The 17387-nt window shown below is 63.1% G+C and carries 17 protein-coding genes; all 17 read right to left on the minus strand.

The window, feature by feature from the left end; all coding sequences use genetic code 11:
- Window positions 1–23: 23 nt before the first annotated feature.
- Entirely contained in the window at window positions 24–1535 is a 1512-nt protein-coding gene (locus tag ONR57_RS11585; protein WP_265123535.1) for a YifB family Mg chelatase-like AAA ATPase, read from the minus strand.
- Window positions 1535–1885 (minus strand): YraN family protein, encoded by a 351-nt coding sequence (locus ONR57_RS11590; protein WP_265123536.1) that lies wholly within the window; start codon window positions 1883–1885, stop codon window positions 1535–1537. Before ONR57_RS11590 ends, ONR57_RS11585 begins: the two co-directional genes overlap by 1 nt.
- 343 nt (window positions 1886–2228) lie before the next feature.
- Window positions 2229–2552 (minus strand): DUF2469 domain-containing protein, encoded by a 324-nt coding sequence (locus ONR57_RS11595; RefSeq protein ID WP_265123537.1) that lies wholly within the window; start codon window positions 2550–2552, stop codon window positions 2229–2231.
- 34 nt (window positions 2553–2586) lie between these two features.
- The gene (locus ONR57_RS11600; protein WP_265123538.1) at window positions 2587–3270 is read right to left on the minus strand and encodes a ribonuclease HII; all 684 of its coding nucleotides are present in this window, start codon (window positions 3268–3270) and stop codon (window positions 2587–2589) included.
- The gene (gene lepB, locus ONR57_RS11605) at window positions 3267–4031 is read right to left on the minus strand and encodes a signal peptidase I (protein ID WP_265123634.1); all 765 of its coding nucleotides are present in this window, start codon (window positions 4029–4031) and stop codon (window positions 3267–3269) included. Before lepB ends, ONR57_RS11600 begins: the two co-directional genes overlap by 4 nt.
- 99 nt (window positions 4032–4130) lie before the next feature.
- On the minus strand, window positions 4131–4472 hold the full coding sequence (rplS, locus tag ONR57_RS11610) for a 50S ribosomal protein L19 (protein WP_265123539.1): 342 nt from the start codon (window positions 4470–4472) through the stop codon (window positions 4131–4133).
- Window positions 4473–4629: 157 nt separating this feature from the next.
- On the minus strand, window positions 4630–7020 hold the full coding sequence (locus ONR57_RS11615; protein WP_265123541.1) for a Tex family protein: 2391 nt from the start codon (window positions 7018–7020) through the stop codon (window positions 4630–4632).
- 48 nt (window positions 7021–7068) lie between these two features.
- Window positions 7069–7842, minus strand: coding sequence for a tRNA (guanosine(37)-N1)-methyltransferase TrmD (gene trmD, locus ONR57_RS11620; protein WP_265123542.1), 774 nt, complete (start codon window positions 7840–7842; stop codon window positions 7069–7071).
- An 8-nt stretch (window positions 7843–7850) separates the two neighbouring features.
- Window positions 7851–8366, minus strand: coding sequence for a ribosome maturation factor RimM (gene rimM / locus ONR57_RS11625; RefSeq protein WP_265123544.1), 516 nt, complete (start codon window positions 8364–8366; stop codon window positions 7851–7853).
- Between the two features lie 18 nt (window positions 8367–8384).
- On the minus strand, window positions 8385–8627 hold the full coding sequence (locus ONR57_RS11630) for an RNA-binding protein (RefSeq protein ID WP_265123546.1): 243 nt from the start codon (window positions 8625–8627) through the stop codon (window positions 8385–8387).
- Window positions 8624–9079 carry a 30S ribosomal protein S16 gene (rpsP, locus tag ONR57_RS11635; RefSeq protein WP_265123547.1) on the minus strand — a complete coding sequence of 152 codons (456 nt, stop codon included), beginning with the start codon at window positions 9077–9079 and terminating at the stop codon, window positions 8624–8626. The genes ONR57_RS11630 and rpsP overlap by 4 nt, the downstream gene beginning before the upstream one ends.
- 192 nt (window positions 9080–9271) lie before the next feature.
- The gene (locus ONR57_RS11640) at window positions 9272–10219 is read right to left on the minus strand and encodes a CPBP family intramembrane glutamic endopeptidase (RefSeq protein ID WP_265123548.1); all 948 of its coding nucleotides are present in this window, start codon (window positions 10217–10219) and stop codon (window positions 9272–9274) included.
- Window positions 10216–11304, minus strand: coding sequence for an amidohydrolase family protein (locus ONR57_RS11645; protein ID WP_265123549.1), 1089 nt, complete (start codon window positions 11302–11304; stop codon window positions 10216–10218). Before ONR57_RS11645 ends, ONR57_RS11640 begins: the two co-directional genes overlap by 4 nt.
- 17 nt (window positions 11305–11321) lie before the next feature.
- Window positions 11322–12869 carry a signal recognition particle protein gene (gene ffh / locus ONR57_RS11650; RefSeq protein ID WP_265123552.1) on the minus strand — a complete coding sequence of 516 codons (1548 nt, stop codon included), beginning with the start codon at window positions 12867–12869 and terminating at the stop codon, window positions 11322–11324.
- A gap of 139 nt (window positions 12870–13008) precedes the next feature.
- Window positions 13009–15600, minus strand: coding sequence for a [protein-PII] uridylyltransferase (locus ONR57_RS11655; RefSeq protein ID WP_265123554.1), 2592 nt, complete (start codon window positions 15598–15600; stop codon window positions 13009–13011).
- A complete protein-coding gene (locus ONR57_RS11660; protein ID WP_265123556.1) occupies window positions 15590–15928 on the minus strand; it encodes a P-II family nitrogen regulator in 339 nt (112 codons plus the stop codon). Before ONR57_RS11660 ends, ONR57_RS11655 begins: the two co-directional genes overlap by 11 nt.
- A 128-nt stretch (window positions 15929–16056) precedes the next feature.
- Window positions 16057–17274 carry an ammonium transporter gene (locus ONR57_RS11665; protein WP_279347741.1) on the minus strand — a complete coding sequence of 406 codons (1218 nt, stop codon included), beginning with the start codon at window positions 17272–17274 and terminating at the stop codon, window positions 16057–16059.
- Between the last annotated feature and the right edge of the window lie 113 nt (window positions 17275–17387).

The raw sequence follows: 17387 nt of genomic DNA on the forward strand, positions 1-17387 counted from the left end.
CTGAGTTCCTTCTGGGGTCAGGGTCACAAGTGGCGCGGCAGGCGAAACAGGAGCGCCGCCTCTGTCTCGGTTTGTCCGGGCGCGGATTTTCCGTCGAGGTCTGCGATCGTCCACGCAACCCGCAGTGCTCGATCTGCACCACGCGCACTGATCGAGCCCCGCTCCATCGCCTTATTCACCGGCTGCAGCGCCGCAGCCCCTGGCCCTAAGGTGGTGCGTATGACCGGGCCTGGTACCTCACCGTTCGTGCCGAACCCGAGGGCACCCCACCGGGCGTGGGCTGCCTGCCGCGCTTCCAGAACACGTTTCCTAACGATTCTTGTGGTCTCGGGACGGCGGCCGGACGCGCCGATCGCCGCATACTCTGCCCGCATTTCGACGTTGAGGTCGACTCGATCGACAAGCGGCCTAGATAACCTCGTGCGGTAGTGACGGCGGGTCGGTGGCAGACACTCGCAGTCCACTTCACGGCGTGCAGCGCAGGGGCAGGGGTTTGTCGCGAGGACCATCAGGAATCGCGCCGGGTACGTCGCCACGCCGCATTTGCGGCTAATTCTCACCTCGCCTTCCTCAATCGGCGTCCGCAGCGCGTTCAGTACGCGCGGCTGCATCTCGGTGCACTCGTCGAGGAACAGCACTCCCCTATGCGCCAGGCTCACCGCACCCGGCTTGGCGTAGCCTGAGCCACCGCCGATGAGGGACACCGCAGTCGCAGAGTGATGCGGCGCAACGAAAGGCGGATCAACGATGAGCGGTGTGTCGCGCGGCAGTTGCCCGGAGATCGAGTGAATCGCTGTCACCTCGAGAGATTCACGTTCGGTGAGCGGCGGCAACAAACCAGGAAGACGATGTGCGAGCATGGTTTTGCCGATACCCGGCGGCCCCTTCAGCAACAGATGGTGGGCCCCGGCGGCTGCGATTTCAACCGCCTGGCGTGCCTCCTCTTGCCCTTCCACATCGCGCAGATCCGGCAGCGTGCGCGGCGAGGGGGTGGGAAAAACAACAGGCGCTGCGAGTTCTGCTGCCCCATTGAGCCAGTCGGTGAGCTCTTGCAGAGATCGGGCGCCGTGCACTGATACGCCAGTGACCAGTGCGGCTTCAGCCAGATTCTCGACCGGGACCGCGACGTCAGTGAAACCCTGTTCGCGCGCCGCAAGCACTGCGGGAAGCACGCCGTTTACCGCGCGCAGCCGCCCATCGAGAGCGAGCTCGCCGAGCAGTACAGTCTCGCGCACCCGTTCGCCACGGATGAGTCTGCCCGCGTTGAGTACGGCACAGGCCAGCCCAGCGTCATAAAGCGAACCCACTTTGGGCAGGCTCGCGGGTGACAGCGATAGTGTCGTCCGCCCCGTCGGCCACGTAAAACCCGAATTCACAACAGCCGCACGCACCCTGTCGCGTGCTTCCTGCAGCGTTGTATCGGGCAGCCCGACAAGATGAACACCAGGCAGTCCGCGGCCGACATCCGCCTCGATCTCGACTATCGCCCCCGTGATGCCCGTTACGGCTACTGCGTACGCGCGTCCGAGCGGCATCACAGTACTCGCTCGACATGCTCAATGAGTGGTCCGTCCGGTTTCCACAACACGCCGACGACATCAAACCGGACATCCGCGACGAAATATGAGCACTGACTGAGGTATTCGGCCGCAACGAGGCGCATTCGGTGCAATTTTCGGCGCGTGACCGCCTCGACAGGCTCACCAAAACCGAGGCCGCGGCGCGTCTTCACTTCCACGAATACCATCACGTCCGTGGGGTCGCGACATACCAGATCAACCTCACCGTGGCGGCAACGCCAATTCTGGGCAACCACGGTGTACCCCTTGGCACACAGGAACTCTGCTGCGGCCCGTTCACCACACCGGCCGAGCTCAATACGCACGCTGATGACGTCCTCCGCATGTAACAGCCGCGATCACGCTAATCGCGTCGACACCATCAACAATGCGGATTCAGAGAGCGATCAAACAGCCTCAAATCGGCGAATGTGGATAACTGAGCATCCTGTGGAAAGCGCACTTATGCTCTGGGCTTGCGGCAGATGCCACCCGTGAAGTCAGCCATTGTCCGAACGGTTCTGCCTGCTTTTTTCCTGCGCAGCACGCGGCGCTTGCGGGACAGCAGGCGCCGCCCAGTTCATGCTGATCGTACTTAGCCCCCGTCGGCCACCCAGAGACACTCGCAGATCAACCAGACCAAGAATTCTTCGCCGAAAGTTCATTAGGTCACCCGAATTGTCCGCCGCCGGGCGGCAGGTTGAGATCCGGTTTCTCGAGTTCCTCAATGTTCACGTCTTTAAAGGTGAAGACGCGAACATGACTGACAAACCGGGCGGGGCGGTACATGTCCCACACCCAGGCGTCGGACATTCGCACCTCGAAATAGACTTCGCCTTCCGCGTTGCGGGGGAGCAATTCCACCGCGTTGGCCAGATAGAAGCGCCGCTCAGTTTCCACCACGTACGCGAACTGCCCCACAACGTCGCGGTATTCCCGATAAAGCGACAGCTCCATCTCGGTGTCGTACTTCTCGAGATCCTCGGCACTCATGGGGAAGTCCTTCCTTTCTAATCTGCGATCCGGCTCAGCTGAGCAGAACCGCATCACGCGCGTCCCGCTTCGCGGCGACGCAAGCGACATTCGCAAACGAAAAGCGATGTTCGGCGCAAGGGCCGAGCACAGCAAGCGCGTCCGTATGGGCCGTCGTGGAGTAGCCCTTGTGAACAGCAAATCCGTACCCCGGTAATTGTGCATCGAGTTCGACCATGAAGCGGTCACGCGTTACTTTGGCCAAGATGCTCGCTGCAGCGATACATGCGGCTGATGCATCCCCGCCGATGACTGGCAGCGAGGGACACGGCATCCCGGGGACACGAAAACCGTCCGTGAGAACATATCCCGGGCGGCGACGCAGCCCGGCAACCGACCGCCGCATTCCTTCGATGTTCGCGACGTGGACGCCTCGGGCATCAACTTCACCTGCAGGGATCGCAATCACAGCGTAATCCTCTGCGTACTGGAGGATCAGCGCGTACAACTCTTCGCGGGCACGCGGTGTCAACCGCTTGGAATCGTCGAGCCCGGCGAGACTGCGATGAGGTTTAGACCCGAGAACACATGATGCGACGACAAGCGGACCCGCACATGCGCCACGACCCGCCTCGTCGACCCCGGCGACAGGTCCCAGCCCTCGGCGGTTAAGTGCTGATTCAAGCGCGCGCAATCCAGTATCACGCCGGATTAGCGCTCGCGGCGGCCATTGCATCATTCTCGAGAAGCTGCCTGCTGCTGGATCTCCGGCGCTGGGATCGATCCCCATCGTGACGGCGGAAGAATGATCCATCGCGCTTTCCCGACAACGTTTTCGACGGGCACTGCTCCGTCGCTTTCATCACCAACGTACCAGCGTGAATCCTTCGACTGATTGCGGTTGTCCCCCATCATCCACAAATGTTCTTCCGGGATTCGGACGGGACCGAAGCAGCGGCCGGACCGAACGTCGGTGTCGCAGTCAATCTGCCCGGGAACGAACGGAAAGTCTGATCGGATGTAGGGCTCGTCGAGCGGGCGCCCGTCGACGACAACCTGGCCCTCTTCGTCACAGCACTCGACTGTCTGCCCGCCCACCGCAATGACACGCTTGACAAGATCGTTCTCATCCGGGGGGACAATTCCGACGGCAGAACCCAATTCCTGGAGTCCTCTGACCACTACGTTGTCCGAGCGTGTCGAGACGAAGTCTTCAGCCCACGGACCGGTGCCGCGGAATACGAGCACATCACCTGGCCGCGGATCAGTGAACCGGTAGCTCAGTTTCTCGACAAGAATGCGATCCCCGGTACATCCAGGGCAGCCGTGAAGTGTGGGCTGCATGGATTCGGAAGGAATCAGGTAGACGCGGGCAATGAACGTCTGGATGACGAAACTGAGAACTAGCGCAACAAGAATGAGGATCGGCAGTTCGCGCCAGAAGGAACCACTGTCTTTCTTTCCGGATTCCTTCGCGGCCGCGTCCTGCCGATCCGTCATATCTGTGTTTGCGGGCTCGTCGCCATGGCTTTCAGTTGCCCCTTGCGGATCGGTCACGAGACTAGGTTAGTCACGTTGCGACGCAAAGCGCGGTAGCCCTCAGCGCTTTTCTTTGATCTTTGCTGCCTTGCCGCGGAGATCGCGCAGGTAGTAGAGCTTCGCACGCCGAACATCGCCGCGCGTCACAATTTCAACCTTCGCGACGTTCGGGCTGTGGACGGGGAAGGTGCGCTCGACACCGACGCCGAACGACACCTTGCGAACGGTGAAGGTCTCGCGGATGCCACCGTTCTGGCGACGGATAACCACGCCTTTGAACTGCTGGATACGTTCTTTCTGGCCTTCGATAACCTTCACGTGCACGTTCACCGTGTCACCGGGACGGAACTCAGGGATGTCGTCGCGGAGTGACTTGGCGTCAAGTGCGTCCAGGGTGTTCATTGCTGTTAATTCCTCGCGTTTTGCGTGTCGAGCAGAGGAACCGAGTGGTCACGCGGACTCGTCTGGTTCGTACTCCTTTGGCTGCACCCGCGACCCATTATGGCGCAGGCAACCCTGCCATCATGCCAGATCACAGGGCGTGAAAGAAATCGGGGAGCTAGCGCGTGTAGCCCGCGCGGCGCAATGCTTCCGCAATCGAACCCGTCGTTTCGCGCGTTCCCTGCTTTCCGTGCCGGTCTCGCCGGCCCTGCTTGCTTTTTTGGCCAGCACCTTGTCCGCCGCGTCCCCCGCGCTGCTCGTGCCCCTGTCCTTTCGGTTTACGGTCCTCGGGCCGCGGCGCGCTTTGGCCACGAGTGGTGGTGTCGTCATCTAGGCGCAGCGTGAGACCGATCCGTTTCCGGTCTGCGTCGACACTTGTCACCTTCACTTTGACAATGTCACCGCTCTTGACGACGTCACGCGGGTCAGAAACGAAACGCGACGACATCGCGGAGACGTGCACGAGCCCGTCCTGGTGCACACCGATGTCGACGAACGCACCGAACGCCGCAACATTGGTGACCACACCCTCGAGCACCATGCCCGGTTTGAGGTCACTGATACTGTCCACGCCCTCCGCGAACGTTGCGGCTTTGAACTCGGGGCGCGGGTCACGGCCTGGCTTATCGAGTTCGTTGAGAATATCTGTCACGGTCGGCACACCGAACTTCTCGTCGGTGAAGTCACTCGGACGCAGGGTGCGTAGTGCGTCAGAATTGCCGATAAGCTCTCGGACCGGCATTCCACATGTACTCACGATCCGACGCACAACGGGGTACGCCTCGGGATGTACCGCGCTGGCGTCTAGCGGATCGTCCCCGTCCGTGATCCGGAGGAACCCGGCGCACTGCTCGTACGCTTTAGGCCCCAGCCTGGGGACATCTTTTAGAGCTGAACGTGACGCGAAACGGCCACAGCTGTCGCGATGGCTGACGATGTTCTCCGCAATGGAGGGAGAGATGCCGGACACCCGCACTAGCAGCGGCACTGAGGCAGTGTTCACGTCGACACCTACCGCGTTCACCGCGTCCTCGACGATCGCGTCCAGCGACCGGGCGAGCAGGCCTTCGGAAACGTCATGCTGATACTGGCCGACACCCAGTGATTTCGGGTCGATCTTCACCAGTTCCGCAAGGGGGTCCTGCAGACGCCGGGCGATTGACACCGCCCCGCGCAGCGACACGTCAAGCTGAGGCAGTTCGCGGGCAGCGTATTCCGATGCCGAGTACACGGACGCGCCAGCTTCGGAGACGACAAGCTTCGTCAGCTTCGTGTCCGGCATGCGTTTGATGAGGTCCGCCGCGAGGGCATCGGTTTCCCGCGACGCCGTCCCGTTACCTATCGCGATGAGATCAACGCTGTGACGGCCTACGAGTTCGCCAAGCACAGCCAGAGCCGCATCCCACCGTGACTGCGGTTTGTGCGGGTACACGGTGGTGGTTTCGAGTAGTTTTCCGGTGCCGTCAACGACGGCGACCTTTACGCCAGTGCGGTAGGCCGGATCTAAGCCCATAGTGATCCGCTGCCCCGCTGGCGCGGAAAGCAGCAAGTCACGCACGTTGCGCGCGAACACCTCGACTGCGTCGGCTTCGGCAGCGTGGCGCAGCCGGGAGCGCACATCGATGCTCGAACTGACCTGCAGTTTGGTTTTCCACGCCCAGCGAACCGTATCGAGCAGCCATCTATCACCCGGCCGTCCTTCATTCCGGACTCCCAGTGCGCCAGCGATTCGCTGTTCATACACCGACTGCCCCTCCGTGCCGCCGTCCGGATCTGGCTCCGGATCGAACGTGAGGGACAGGCATTCTTCTTTCTCGCCACGCAATAACGCAAGAATCCGGTGTGAGGGCAGAGAAGTGAATGCCTCCGAGAATCCGAAGTAATCGGCGAACTTCGCTGCCTCAGCGTCTTTGCCTGGGCGTGCTGCGGCAGTGAGACGCCCGCGCTGCCACATGAGTTCACGAACCTCACCTACGAGATCCGCGTCTTCAGACACGCGTTCGATCACGATCGCGCGGGCACCATCGAGCGCTGCTGCGACGTCAGCGACGCCCTTTTCCGTGTCGACAAATGCGGCAGCGACAGATGATGGGTCTTGCGAGGGATCGGACAATAACCGATGCGCCAACGGCTCGAGCCCAGCTTCCCGCGCGATCTGCGCTTTCGTGCGGCGGCGCGGCTTGTACGGCAGATAAATGTCTTCGAGGCGTGCCTTCGTTTCAGCGCTCAGGAGCTGCGTTTCGAGTGCCTCGTCAAGCTTTCCCTGCTGCCGGATCGAGTCCATAATCGCCGCGCGCCGCTCGTCGAGTTCCCGCAAGTACCGCAAGCGTTCCTCGAGCTGACGCAGCGCCGTGTCATCCAGACCACCCGTCGCTTCCTTCCGGTATCGCGCAACAAACGGCACTGTGGCACCGCCGTCGAGCAGCGCTATGGCGGCATCAACCTGCCACGGGGCGACATTCAGCTCTGCAGCGATGCGATCGGTTACGGACTTCACAGCGATACTCACGGCGGGCAGCGTACTCCCTCCCACCGACACAATCACGCGCGGCGTCCGTTAGCCGCCGAATTGATTTCCGGCGTCGCAGTCGTCCAGTTCTTCCTCACCAGAAATGGCTGCGATAACCGACCGGTCCGCGCTGGAAAGGTCCGTACGCGCGAGCAGATCCGGCCTGCGCTTGGCAGTGCGGCGCAGAGCCTGATCACGACGCCACCGTGCAATCTTGGCGTGGTCACCGGAGAGAAGGACCGGCGGCACATCGATGCCGCGCCACGACGCGGGGCGGGTGTAAGACGGGCCCTCCAGCAAACCGTCAGAAAAGGAATCCTCCTGGTGGGACTGCTGGTTGCCCAGCACCCCAGGTAACAGCCGCACAACTGCTTCCGCCATGACGAGCACGGCGACCTCACCGCCGATGAGTACGTAGTCGCCCAGCGATACTTCTTCGACCCGGACCCGCCGACTGGCATCATCGATCACGCGCTGATCGATACCCTCGTACCGCCCACACGCGAAGACGAGGTGCGACTCCCGGGACCAGCGCTCAGCAGTTCGCTGGGTGAATGGCGCGCCACTTGGCGCCGGAAAGACCAGCAGTGCGTCATCGGGACACACGTCGTCGAGAGCTGGACCCCACACCGCGGGTTTCATCACCATTCCGGGTCCACCCCCGTAGGGCGTGTCGTCAACCGATCGATGGACGTCGTGCGTCCAGTTTCGCAGGTCGTGGACCCCCACTTCGATGAGGTTCCGTTCGCGGGCTTTGCCTAGCAGCGAGACCCGCAGCGGCTCGAGGTACTCAGGGAAGATGGTGATGACATCGATCCGCACCGGTGTCTTCAGAGCTCCAGCAGACCGTCTGGCAGGGTCACCTCGATGACGCCGCCCGTCACATCAACGACTGGTACGAACTCCATGACAAAAGGAATCAGTACTTCCCGGCCTTCTGGGGTGGCAATCGAAAGCGTTTCACCGGCGGCGGTGTGGAGGACTTCACGGACCACACCGAGATTCTCTCCTGCCGCGCCGCGCACCTGGAGGCCTTCGAGTTCGTGATCGTAGAACTCGTCAGCACCGCTCTCAGGAAGATCCGATGAGTCAACGACGAAGAGCATTCCGCGCAGCGCATCGGCCGCTTCGCGAGTGTTTACTCCGGCCAAACGCACAAGGAGCCGCCCGGAGTGCTCCCGGGCGGCGTCGATTGTGTGGTGAGTAAGTGCTGACGAGCGCGGCGCACGCGCATGCAGCACGGTACCGGCCGCGAATCGCTCCTCGGGCTCATCGGTGCGGACTTCGACGACGATTTCGCCGCGCACGCCATGTGACTTCGCGACACGGCCGATCACGAGTTCCATGCGAACACCCCGATGTGATCAGTGATCAGTGTCGACGACGTCAACACGAATGCCGCGGCCACCGATGCCCGAGACGAGTGTCCGCAGCGCGGTCGCGGTGCGGCCGCCACGCCCGATGACCTTGCCGAGATCATCGGGGTGGACGTGAACCTCGATTGTGCGCCCCCGGCGCGTGGTGATCATGCCGACCCGCACATCATCCGGGTTCGACACAATGCCGCGGACGAGGTGCTCGACCGCATCAATGAGTACAGAACTCACTGCTGTGCAGCCTCATCCGACTGCGCTGCTGTGGCGGGCGCTTCTTCAGCCTCGTCCTGCTTGGCAGCTTTCTTCTTCGCCGCGGGCGCCGGTGCAGCAGATCCAGCGCCGTCAGCTTCTGCGAGAGCAGCCTGGAACAGTTCAAGCTTCGTCGGCTTAGGAGGTGCGGTCTTGAGGGTGCCTTCAGCACCGGGGAGACCCTTGAACTTCTGCCAGTCACCGGTGATCTTCATGAGCGCGAGCACAGGTTCGGTGGGCTGAGCACCAACGCCAAGCCAGTACTGAGCACGCTCCGAGTCGAGTTCGATGAAGCTCGGCTCTTCCTTCGGGCGGTACTTGCCAATGGTTTCGATGGCGCGGCCATCGCGACGGGTGCGTGAATCAGCGACGACGATACGGTACTGAGGGTTGCGGATCTTGCCGAGCCGCTGAAGGCGAATCTTGACAGCCACGGGTGTAGCGCTCCTTGTTCTTGGTCACGGTGCAATTCAGCGATGCACACGGATTAGTGCACCCGGTTTTGCGGTTTCGTGGTTCGCGATGCAGCGCGAAGCGACGCACCAACGGGGTCGCAGTGCGCTACGGCGAACAGCGCATCATTCTGCCAGATAACTACGCTCATGGGGAAATCCCCGCGGAAGCCGTCACGTAATGAGTTCGGGCATGAGCAGCACACCCAATGCGGGCAGCGTGTTGTTGACAACGTGCGCGACAGTGGCGCTGAACGCCGACCCGGTGTAGAGCCGTGCGAGGCCGAACATCGAACCCGCGAACAGGAGAATCGGCAGGCGCCAGAACTCCGCGTGCACGAGGGCGAAGACCACTGTGGTGATGCCGAGGATGGCCCAATTGGTGCTGAGGTAGCGCACCACGCGTCCACGCTGACGAAAGAACCGGTAGCGCTCGAGGGCGCCCCAAAGCATGCCGCGGAAGATGATCTCCTCCGCGAACGGCGCCCCGATCCATACCCACATCGCTAGCGCGATTCGCGCGTTCAGCGACAGTCCGGCCGCCTCTTCCAGCACCGAGTCGGGAATCTCGTCAATCATCTGGAAAAGAATGAGCGCCAGGATGATTCCACCGATGACCGCGGCGGAGCCACAGGCTAGCCCGACCCCGGCCTGGCGCAGGAGTTCGCGCATCGTGGCTGGCAGACCGAAGTCGATGACCGGGCCGTTGCCTCGCAGCCACGAGATCGCGAACGCCGCGGTGGCTGCGAGAAGTGTTGGCAGGATAATGGCCGGCACGAGCAGCGGCGAGGCCGTATCCTCCACCAGAACTGCCGCGGCGGCGAACCCGAAGAAGTTGATGGCCAGAACGAGCGCGAACGCCCCCATGCCCCAGCGCTGTCCGGGCTGACGCCGCACGGCGGCCTCCTCGGAGCGCCACCAGACGCTCCGGCTTCGGCTGGCGCTGAGGTCACGCCGCTCAGGTGGCTCGTTTCCGAAGGCCGGCTCAGCCCCGTACGGGGAGATATGCGGTGTTTGCGCGCCCTCGCGCGGTGACCCGCCAATACCCGTCGGGTACCACCAATCGGGAGGCGGGTCAGCGTCGTCCCGGCTACTGCCACCGCCGGGACTCGCAGGTGTCATGCAATCACCCTGCCGTCGCACACCACACGCGCGGGTGCGCGGAGCGTGTCAAGGTTGCGCCGCGGATCCTCGCTGTACACCGTGAAGTCCGCACGGTCCCCCGGTGCATAGCGCTGCGGAACGCCCAGCCACTCACGCGCCTCCCACGAACCAGCGCCCAGCGCGTCCGCTGGTGTCATTCCGACACGCAGCAGCGACACAATCTCGTCGACGACCCGGCCATGCTTGATCATTCCGCCCGCATCGGTCCCTGTGTACACGGGGACGCCGGCCTCAATCGCCGAGCGGACCGTCGCGTCGCCGCGGGCGTGAAGGTCGCGCATGTGCTGCGCATATCGCGGAAAGCGGGTCGCGTTTTCCGCGATACCGGGAAAGTTCTCGATATTGATCAGCGTCGGAACTAGTGCGACCTGATTTCGTGCCATGCAGTCGATGGTGTCCGCGGTGAGCCCCGTGCCGTGCTCGATGCAATCGATTCCGGCTTCGAGCAGCCCGGGCAGCGCATCTTCTCCGAAGACATGCGCGGTAACCCGGGCACCCTCGTCGTGGGCGGCTGTGATGGCTTCTTTCAGCACTCCGTCGCTCCACAGCGGCGTGAGGTCACCAGCATCCCGGTCGATCCAGTCCGCGACGATTTTGACCCAGCCGTCCCCCGCACGCGCTTGCCTGCGTACCTCGGCTGGCAAGTCAGCCTCATTGTCCAGGTCGATACCGAGGTCGCGGATATACCGTTTAGGAGCGGCGATGTGGCGTCCAGCCCGGATGATGCGGGGCATGCCGCGCTCATTGTCCAGGAATCGTGTGGGCACGGGGGCGCCAGCGTCACGTGCGAGCAGCACGCCCGTCTTGGCCTCCAGGACCGCTTGGCGGCGCGCGCCGTCTGAATCCTCATGCCCGCCGCCATACCGGATTCCAACATGGCAGTGCGCATCGACGAGGCCTGGCAAGATCCAGCCGTTTACGCTGACTGTTTCAGCGCCAGCGATCGGACCGTCGTGAAAGACGCCCTCACTCACCCAGAGGTCCCTGGTCTGTTCAGAAGGCAGAAGCACACCGCGGACATGGATGGGCTGGTTCGCGTTCATCTGATCAGCCGCAGTCGTTAGTTGTTCTTGCCCTGCTTCGGCAGGTTCAGCTGCGACAAGTCGATCCCCTCAAGGCCGGGAGGCAGCTGATCGAGCCCCTTCGGCATGCCCGCGAGGTCGGGGAAACCGGCGGGCATTCCGCCACGCACCTTGGGCGGTGTCGGACCACGGCCGCGTCCCTTGCCCTTCTTGCCCTTCTTGGTGCGACGGCGCTGCGAGCCCGGCAAGCCCATGCGTCCCGCCATCGCGGACATCATCTTCCGGGCTTCGAAGAATCGGTCGACGAGCTGGTTGACGTCTGACACTTTGACGCCCGAACCGTTGGCGATGCGCAGACGCCGTGACGCGTTGATGATCTTCGGATTGTCACGTTCCGCTGGCGTCATGCCCCGGATGATCGCCTGGATGCGGTCGAGCTGCTTCTCGTCGACCTGCTCGAGAGCATCCTTCATCTGACCGGCGCCCGGCAGCATACCCATGAGGTTGGCGAGCGGACCCATCTTGCGGATGGCCATCAGCTGATCAAGAAAGTCTTCAAGGGTGAGTTCACCCGAACCGATCTTCTGTGCAGTTGCCTCCGCCTGCTGGGCATCGAAAACCTGCTCAGCCTGCTCGATGAGGGTCAGCAGATCGCCCATCCCGAGAATCCGGCTGGCCATCCGGTCAGGATGGAAGACATCGAAGTCTTCGAGCTTTTCGCCGTTTGAGGCGAACATGATCGGGCGGCCAGTCACCTGCCGAACGCTCAGCGCGGCACCGCCGCGCGCGTCGCCGTCGAGCTTGGTAAGCACAACGCCGGTGAAGCCGACACCTTCAGCGAACGCATTCGCGGTACTCACGGCATCCTGGCCGACCATCGCGTCGAGGACGAAGAGCGTCTCGTCCGGTACGACCGCGTCCCGGATGTTCGCTGCCTGTCGCATCAGCTCTTCGTCGATGCCGAGGCGGCCCGCGGTATCGACGATCACGACGTCGTATTGCTTTGCGCGTGCTTCGCTCACACCGTCACGCGCCACATTGACCGGGTCAGAGGCGGTGATACCAAGCAGATTCGCGCCGCCACCGATCGACGTGCCCGGGTGCGGCGCGAAGACCGGCACGCCAGCTTTCTCGCCGACGATCTGCAGCTGCGTCACCGCACCAGGGCGCTGCAAGTCACACGCTACGAGCAGCGGTGTGTGGCCCTGCCCTTTCAGGTACTTCGCGAGTTTTCCCGCCAGCGTGGTCTTACCCGAGCCCTGCAAACCCGCGAGCATGATCACGGTCGGGGGTGTCTTAGCAAACGTAAGCCGCCGCGTCTCGCCGCCGAGAATCCCGACAAGCTCCTCATTAACAATCTTGATGACCTGCTGTGCCGGATTGAGGGCCGCGTGGACCTCGGCACCCTTCGCCCGCGTCTTTATCTGCTTGATAAACTCGCGAACCACCGGCAGCGCGACGTCGGCTTCGAGCAGCGCGAGCCGGATTTCCCGGCACGTGACGTCGATGTCCGCATCAGTCAGCCGACCCTTTCCGCGCAGGCCTTTCAGCGCGCTGTTCAGTCTGTCAGAAAGGGAATCGAACACCGAGTGCACTCCTTCAACGCGGTTCTCGCCGAACGTCTGTCAGCGATGCTGTGCCATCAGCATGCCAACGACCTGTACCAGGGTAGCGGCAGTTCCGGCCCGGCCCGCAACGCGCCAGGCCGGAACTGCACACTTCGGGCTAGTTCTCCCCCACCCCGGGCGTGGGCGGTTTCGGTGGCGCGGGCTTCGGCAGCACCATCCGCACCGCTGCGTCCGCACGCGCGCGCCCCTCGTTCCCGGCCCCGCGTGCGAACCGCACGCAGAACACGTCGTCGACGTACGCCCCCATCGTAGCCACCTTCGCCCATGTGATGTCGGCCCCGGCGCCCTCCAGCGCCAGCGCCACCCGGCACAGCAAACCCAGCCGGTCAGCAGAGCGGACTTCGAGGATGCCCTCGTCCTCGCGCGAGCCTGGAAGCCACCGGACAATCGGTGGCGCGTCCGGATACTGAATCGGCACCGCCGCAGGCAACGTGCCCAGGACCGTCGAACCGGGAACCGTGACTCCTGACGCCGCCGGATCTGCCGCAAGTTCATCCGCAAGCACACGCACGGCGAGATCCTGGCGTTCGTCGAGCATCCTGATCACGTCAATGCTTCCGCTGATGGCCCGGACGAGTTCTTGCCGCAGAAACCCGGGATCAGGCGGTGACCCGAACCTGGGGGACACCATGAACACGTTGAGGACCGCGCCCTCGACCCCGGATACGGACGCCGCGTGAACTCGCAGCGAGTGCAGTGACAGCAGGCCCGCGGCCTTCGCGAGCAAACCCGGCTTGTCGGGCCCGCTGATAGTCAGTTCGTACATGTGGTGGCCATCAGCAGGCACAAGCCGTACGCGCACCGGGATCTCACCCCCGGCGCCGGGTTTCAGGTGCGGCAGCAGCTCTGCGGGCACCGGATCCTGTTGCGGCAGGTCCTCCCCCGCCATGACGAGTTCACACCGGCTGACGAGCTCCGCGATCAACGTGGCTTTCCATTCACCCCACACGCCCGGGCCGGTCGCGTGGGAATCCGCTTCGGCGAGGGCGTGCAACAGCTCAAGCAGTACCCGCGAGCCGCCGAGCCTGGCGACCACATCGTGAACGACATCAGGGTTTTCGATGTCCCGCCGCGTCGCGGTGTGCGGCAGCAGAAGATGATGCCGTACAACATCGCTCAGGGTCTCGGTATCTTCCGCCGATAGTCCCATGCGGCGCCCGATCTGGACGGCGAGTTCGGCGCCGACGACGCTGTGATCGCCACCGCGGCCCTTTCCGATGTCGTGCAGAAGCGCCCCGAGTAGTAGCAGGTCGGGCCGGGACACCCGCGTGCTCAGCGCGACCGCATACGCGACCGTCTCTACGAGGTGCCGATCCACCGTCCACGTATGAATGGCGTCCCGCGGCGGCAGGTCACGCACCGCTCCCCATTCAGGGAGAATGCGGCCCCACAGCCCGGTACGGTCAAGAGCTTCGACGACGGGTATAAGTTGCCTGCCAGACCCGAGCAACACGAGCAGATCGTGAACGGCTTCACGCGGCCACGGCGCTTTCAGCTCGGGCGCAGTGTCGGCAAGTTTCCCCAGTGTCCCCGCGCTCATCGGCAGTCCACTGACGGCCGCCGCGGCCGCAGCGCGGACGACGAGCGCTGGATCACGCTGCGGACGCGCGTCACGTGCCAGCACCACTTCTCCGCCCTGCTCGACAACACCCTCATCGAGGGGACGGCGCGCAGGCAGCTTGCGAAGGCTGCCGAGGATTCCGCGCGGCAGCGCGTTGCGAGCGGTCCGAACACCGACTTCAACCGAAAAGCTGATGGTTCGTGCGCAGTCACTCAGTGTGCGCGCCAGGTCGAAACGGTCACCGATATGCAGCGCCGCTGCGACCTCGTCCGCGTCCTGAGCGCGCAACTGGTCGCGAGCACGTCCTGCAACACGGTGCTGCTGAGTGCGGATGTCGAGGAGCCGGCGGTGCGCCGCCTGCAGCCGCCCTGAGTTGCCGTCGCTTCGGAAACCCGGGGCCGGATCCGTAAGCTGCGCGACGGCAAGCGCATTGAGCAACTGTATGTCGCGGAGACCGCCGCGACCGTTTTTCAGATCCGGCTCGGAACGATGCGCGATCTCGCCGTTTCGTTCCCAGCGCTGCTCCGCCTGCTGCACCAGTTCCGTAAACCGGTCTCTGATCGAATCGCGCCATCCTTGCCGGACACCGCTCAGCAGCTGCGCTGATAGTTCACTGTCACCGACGATGTGGCGCGCTTCCAGCATGCCCAATGCCGCTGTCATATCACCGGCAGCTACGTCGAGCGCCTGTCGCACTGTCCGCACGCTGTGGTCAAGCTTGATGTGAGCGTCCCACAGCGGATACCACAGACTATCGGCGATGTGCGACAGCATCTTGGGGTTCGCGTCGTCGTGAAGCAGGATGAGATCGAGATCAGAGTAGGGCAGCATCTCCCGGCGGCCCAGTCCGCCGACCGCGACGATCGCGAATCCGCTGTCCGGTTTGATGCCGAGTTCGGCGCCTTTAGTGTGCAGCCACACCTCGAATAGATCGACGAGGACATCGCGTAACGCGGGCGCGTCGAGTCTCGTGCCTGCCGCGAGCAACTGCTGTCGTGCTCGTGCGAGGTCAGCCGCTCCGGTCGATACCCCTGAAGGGCCTGCGGAAGGGCGTGGCCCCGCACCTGCGGCTGGTGCCGCTGGTACAGGGCCACCCCTGAACTTCGATCTGGCTGGGTCAGATGGCATCCGTGCCACGTTCTCCTGTCCGCACCCGGATGACCGAGTCGACAGCCGTTACCCAGACCTTTCCATCACCAATCTTGCCGGTGCGGGACGCCTCGAGGATCACCTCGACGACCTTGTCGACAGCTGCGTCGTCAACAACGACCTCGACCTTGACCTTCGGGACAAAATCCACCGAGTACTCCGCTCCCCGGTAGACTTCGGTGTGGCCCTTCTGGCGGCCATAACCCTGAACTTCACTGACCGTCATGCCGAGCACGCCCGCCTGCTCGAGTCCCGACTTGACGTCTTCTAAGGTGAACGGCTTAACAATTGCCGTAACCAGCTTCATGTTCTTTTCCTCCGGGCGGTTTGTGGCGAGTAGTTCGTGTGACACTGACAGGCATCCCGGCTCCGCGGACTCGCGGAGCCATGTGCCGGATGCCTGTCAGCCATAGTTCGATTCCACCAGATAGTCAATCAGACGAGGTCGTATGCCGTTTCAGCGTGTTCGGCCTCATCAATGCCACCGTGCTCTTCCTCCGTGGTGACACGCCAGCCGAATGGCTTCAGGATGAGCGCGATGATGACCGTAACCACTGCGGTGAACACTACTGCCACAAGCGCGATGAGGGTCTGAACGACGAGCTGTCCGATGCCACCGCCGTAGAGGAAGCCGGTTTCCGTCGCGAGCGCACCGATCGCGACCGTGCCCCAGAGACCAGCGACGAGGTGCACACCCACAACATCGAGTGAGTCGTCGTAACCGAGCTTGAACTTGAGGCCCACAGCCCACGCGGAGAGCGCACCGGCGATAGCGCCGAGCGCGATTGCACCGACCGGGCTAATCGAGCCCGCTGCGGGGGTCACAGCGACGAGACCAGCGACGATACCGGAGGCCGCACCGAGGCTGGTGGCTTTGCCGTCGCGGATACGTTCAACCACGAGCCAGCCCAGGATCGCGGCAGCGGTTGCCGTGCTTGTGTTCACCCAGGCGAGACCTGTGAGGCCATCGGCAGAATACGCGGAGCCTGCGTTGAAGCCGAACCAGCCGAACCACAGCAGCGCGGCACCGAGCATGACGAACGGGAGGTTATGCGGCCGGAACGCTGTCTTGCCGAAGCCCTGCCGCTTGCCAATAATCAGTGCAAGAACAAGCGCGGCAACACCGGCGTTGATGTGTACAACTGTGCCACCAGCGAAGTCGATGGGGGCAATACCGTCGAACATCTCGGCAAACGGGCCATCGTCGCCGAGGAGACCGCCACCCCACACCATGTGCGCCATGGGGTAGAAGGCAAACGTTGCCCACAGGATGGAGAACGCTACCCAGGTACCGAACTTTACGCGTTCTGCGAGTGCACCGCTGATGAGCGCGACGGTGATGATCGCGAAGGTTGCCTGGAAGCCGACGTCAACGATGATCGGCAGACCATCGGCGACCAGGAACTCGCCGTTCCCGTCGTAAATCGCGTTTTGGAGGCCGAACTGCTCGAACGGGTTACCGAAGATGCCGCCGATGCTCTGGTCCGCATACGACATCGACCAGCCCCACAGCACGTAAGTCACGCCGATGACGCCCATCGCGCTGAACGACATCATCATCATGTTCAGCACTGACTTCTGCCGTGACATGCCACCGTAGAACAACGCGAGGCCAGGTGTCATCAGCAAGACAAGAGACGCGGACATCAGCATCCACGCCGTCAAGCCGTAATTAACCTCTTCCACTTAAATCCTCCTCCCGGCGCGCGCCGGTCCGCTCGCCGCTTTGAGGAAAGACTGCTAATCGGATGTTTCAGTGGTGACGC

Source organism: Hoyosella sp. YIM 151337, from assembly GCF_026041215.1.
In the GTDB taxonomy this organism is placed as follows: Bacteria; Actinomycetota; Actinomycetes; order Mycobacteriales; family Mycobacteriaceae; genus Hoyosella.

Bases quoted from the DNA above. Each gene is read 5' to 3' on its own strand.
- ONR57_RS11585 (WP_265123535.1), bottom strand. From the start codon at position 1,535: ATGCCGCTCGGACGCGCGTACGCAGTAGCCGTAACGGGCATCACGGGG.
- ONR57_RS11595 (WP_265123537.1), bottom strand. From the start codon at position 2,552: ATGAGTGCCGAGGATCTCGAGAAGTACGACACCGAGATGGAGCTGTCG.
- ONR57_RS11600 (WP_265123538.1), bottom strand. From the start codon at position 3,270: ATGATGCAATGGCCGCCGCGAGCGCTAATCCGGCGTGATACTGGATTG.
- lepB (WP_265123634.1), bottom strand. From the start codon at position 4,031: ATGACGGATCGGCAGGACGCGGCCGCGAAGGAATCCGGAAAGAAAGAC.
- rplS (WP_265123539.1), bottom strand. From the start codon at position 4,472: ATGAACACCCTGGACGCACTTGACGCCAAGTCACTCCGCGACGACATC.
- rimM (WP_265123544.1), bottom strand. From the start codon at position 8,366: ATGGAACTCGTGATCGGCCGTGTCGCGAAGTCACATGGCGTGCGCGGC.
- ONR57_RS11640 (WP_265123548.1), bottom strand. From the start codon at position 10,219: ATGACACCTGCGAGTCCCGGCGGTGGCAGTAGCCGGGACGACGCTGAC.
- ONR57_RS11645 (WP_265123549.1), bottom strand. From the start codon at position 11,304: ATGAACGCGAACCAGCCCATCCATGTCCGCGGTGTGCTTCTGCCTTCT.
- ONR57_RS11655 (WP_265123554.1), bottom strand. From the start codon at position 15,600: ATGCCATCTGACCCAGCCAGATCGAAGTTCAGGGGTGGCCCTGTACCA.
- ONR57_RS11660 (WP_265123556.1), bottom strand. From the start codon at position 15,928: ATGAAGCTGGTTACGGCAATTGTTAAGCCGTTCACCTTAGAAGACGTC.
- ONR57_RS11665 (WP_279347741.1), bottom strand. From the start codon at position 17,274: ATGCTGATGTCCGCGTCTCTTGTCTTGCTGATGACACCTGGCCTCGCG.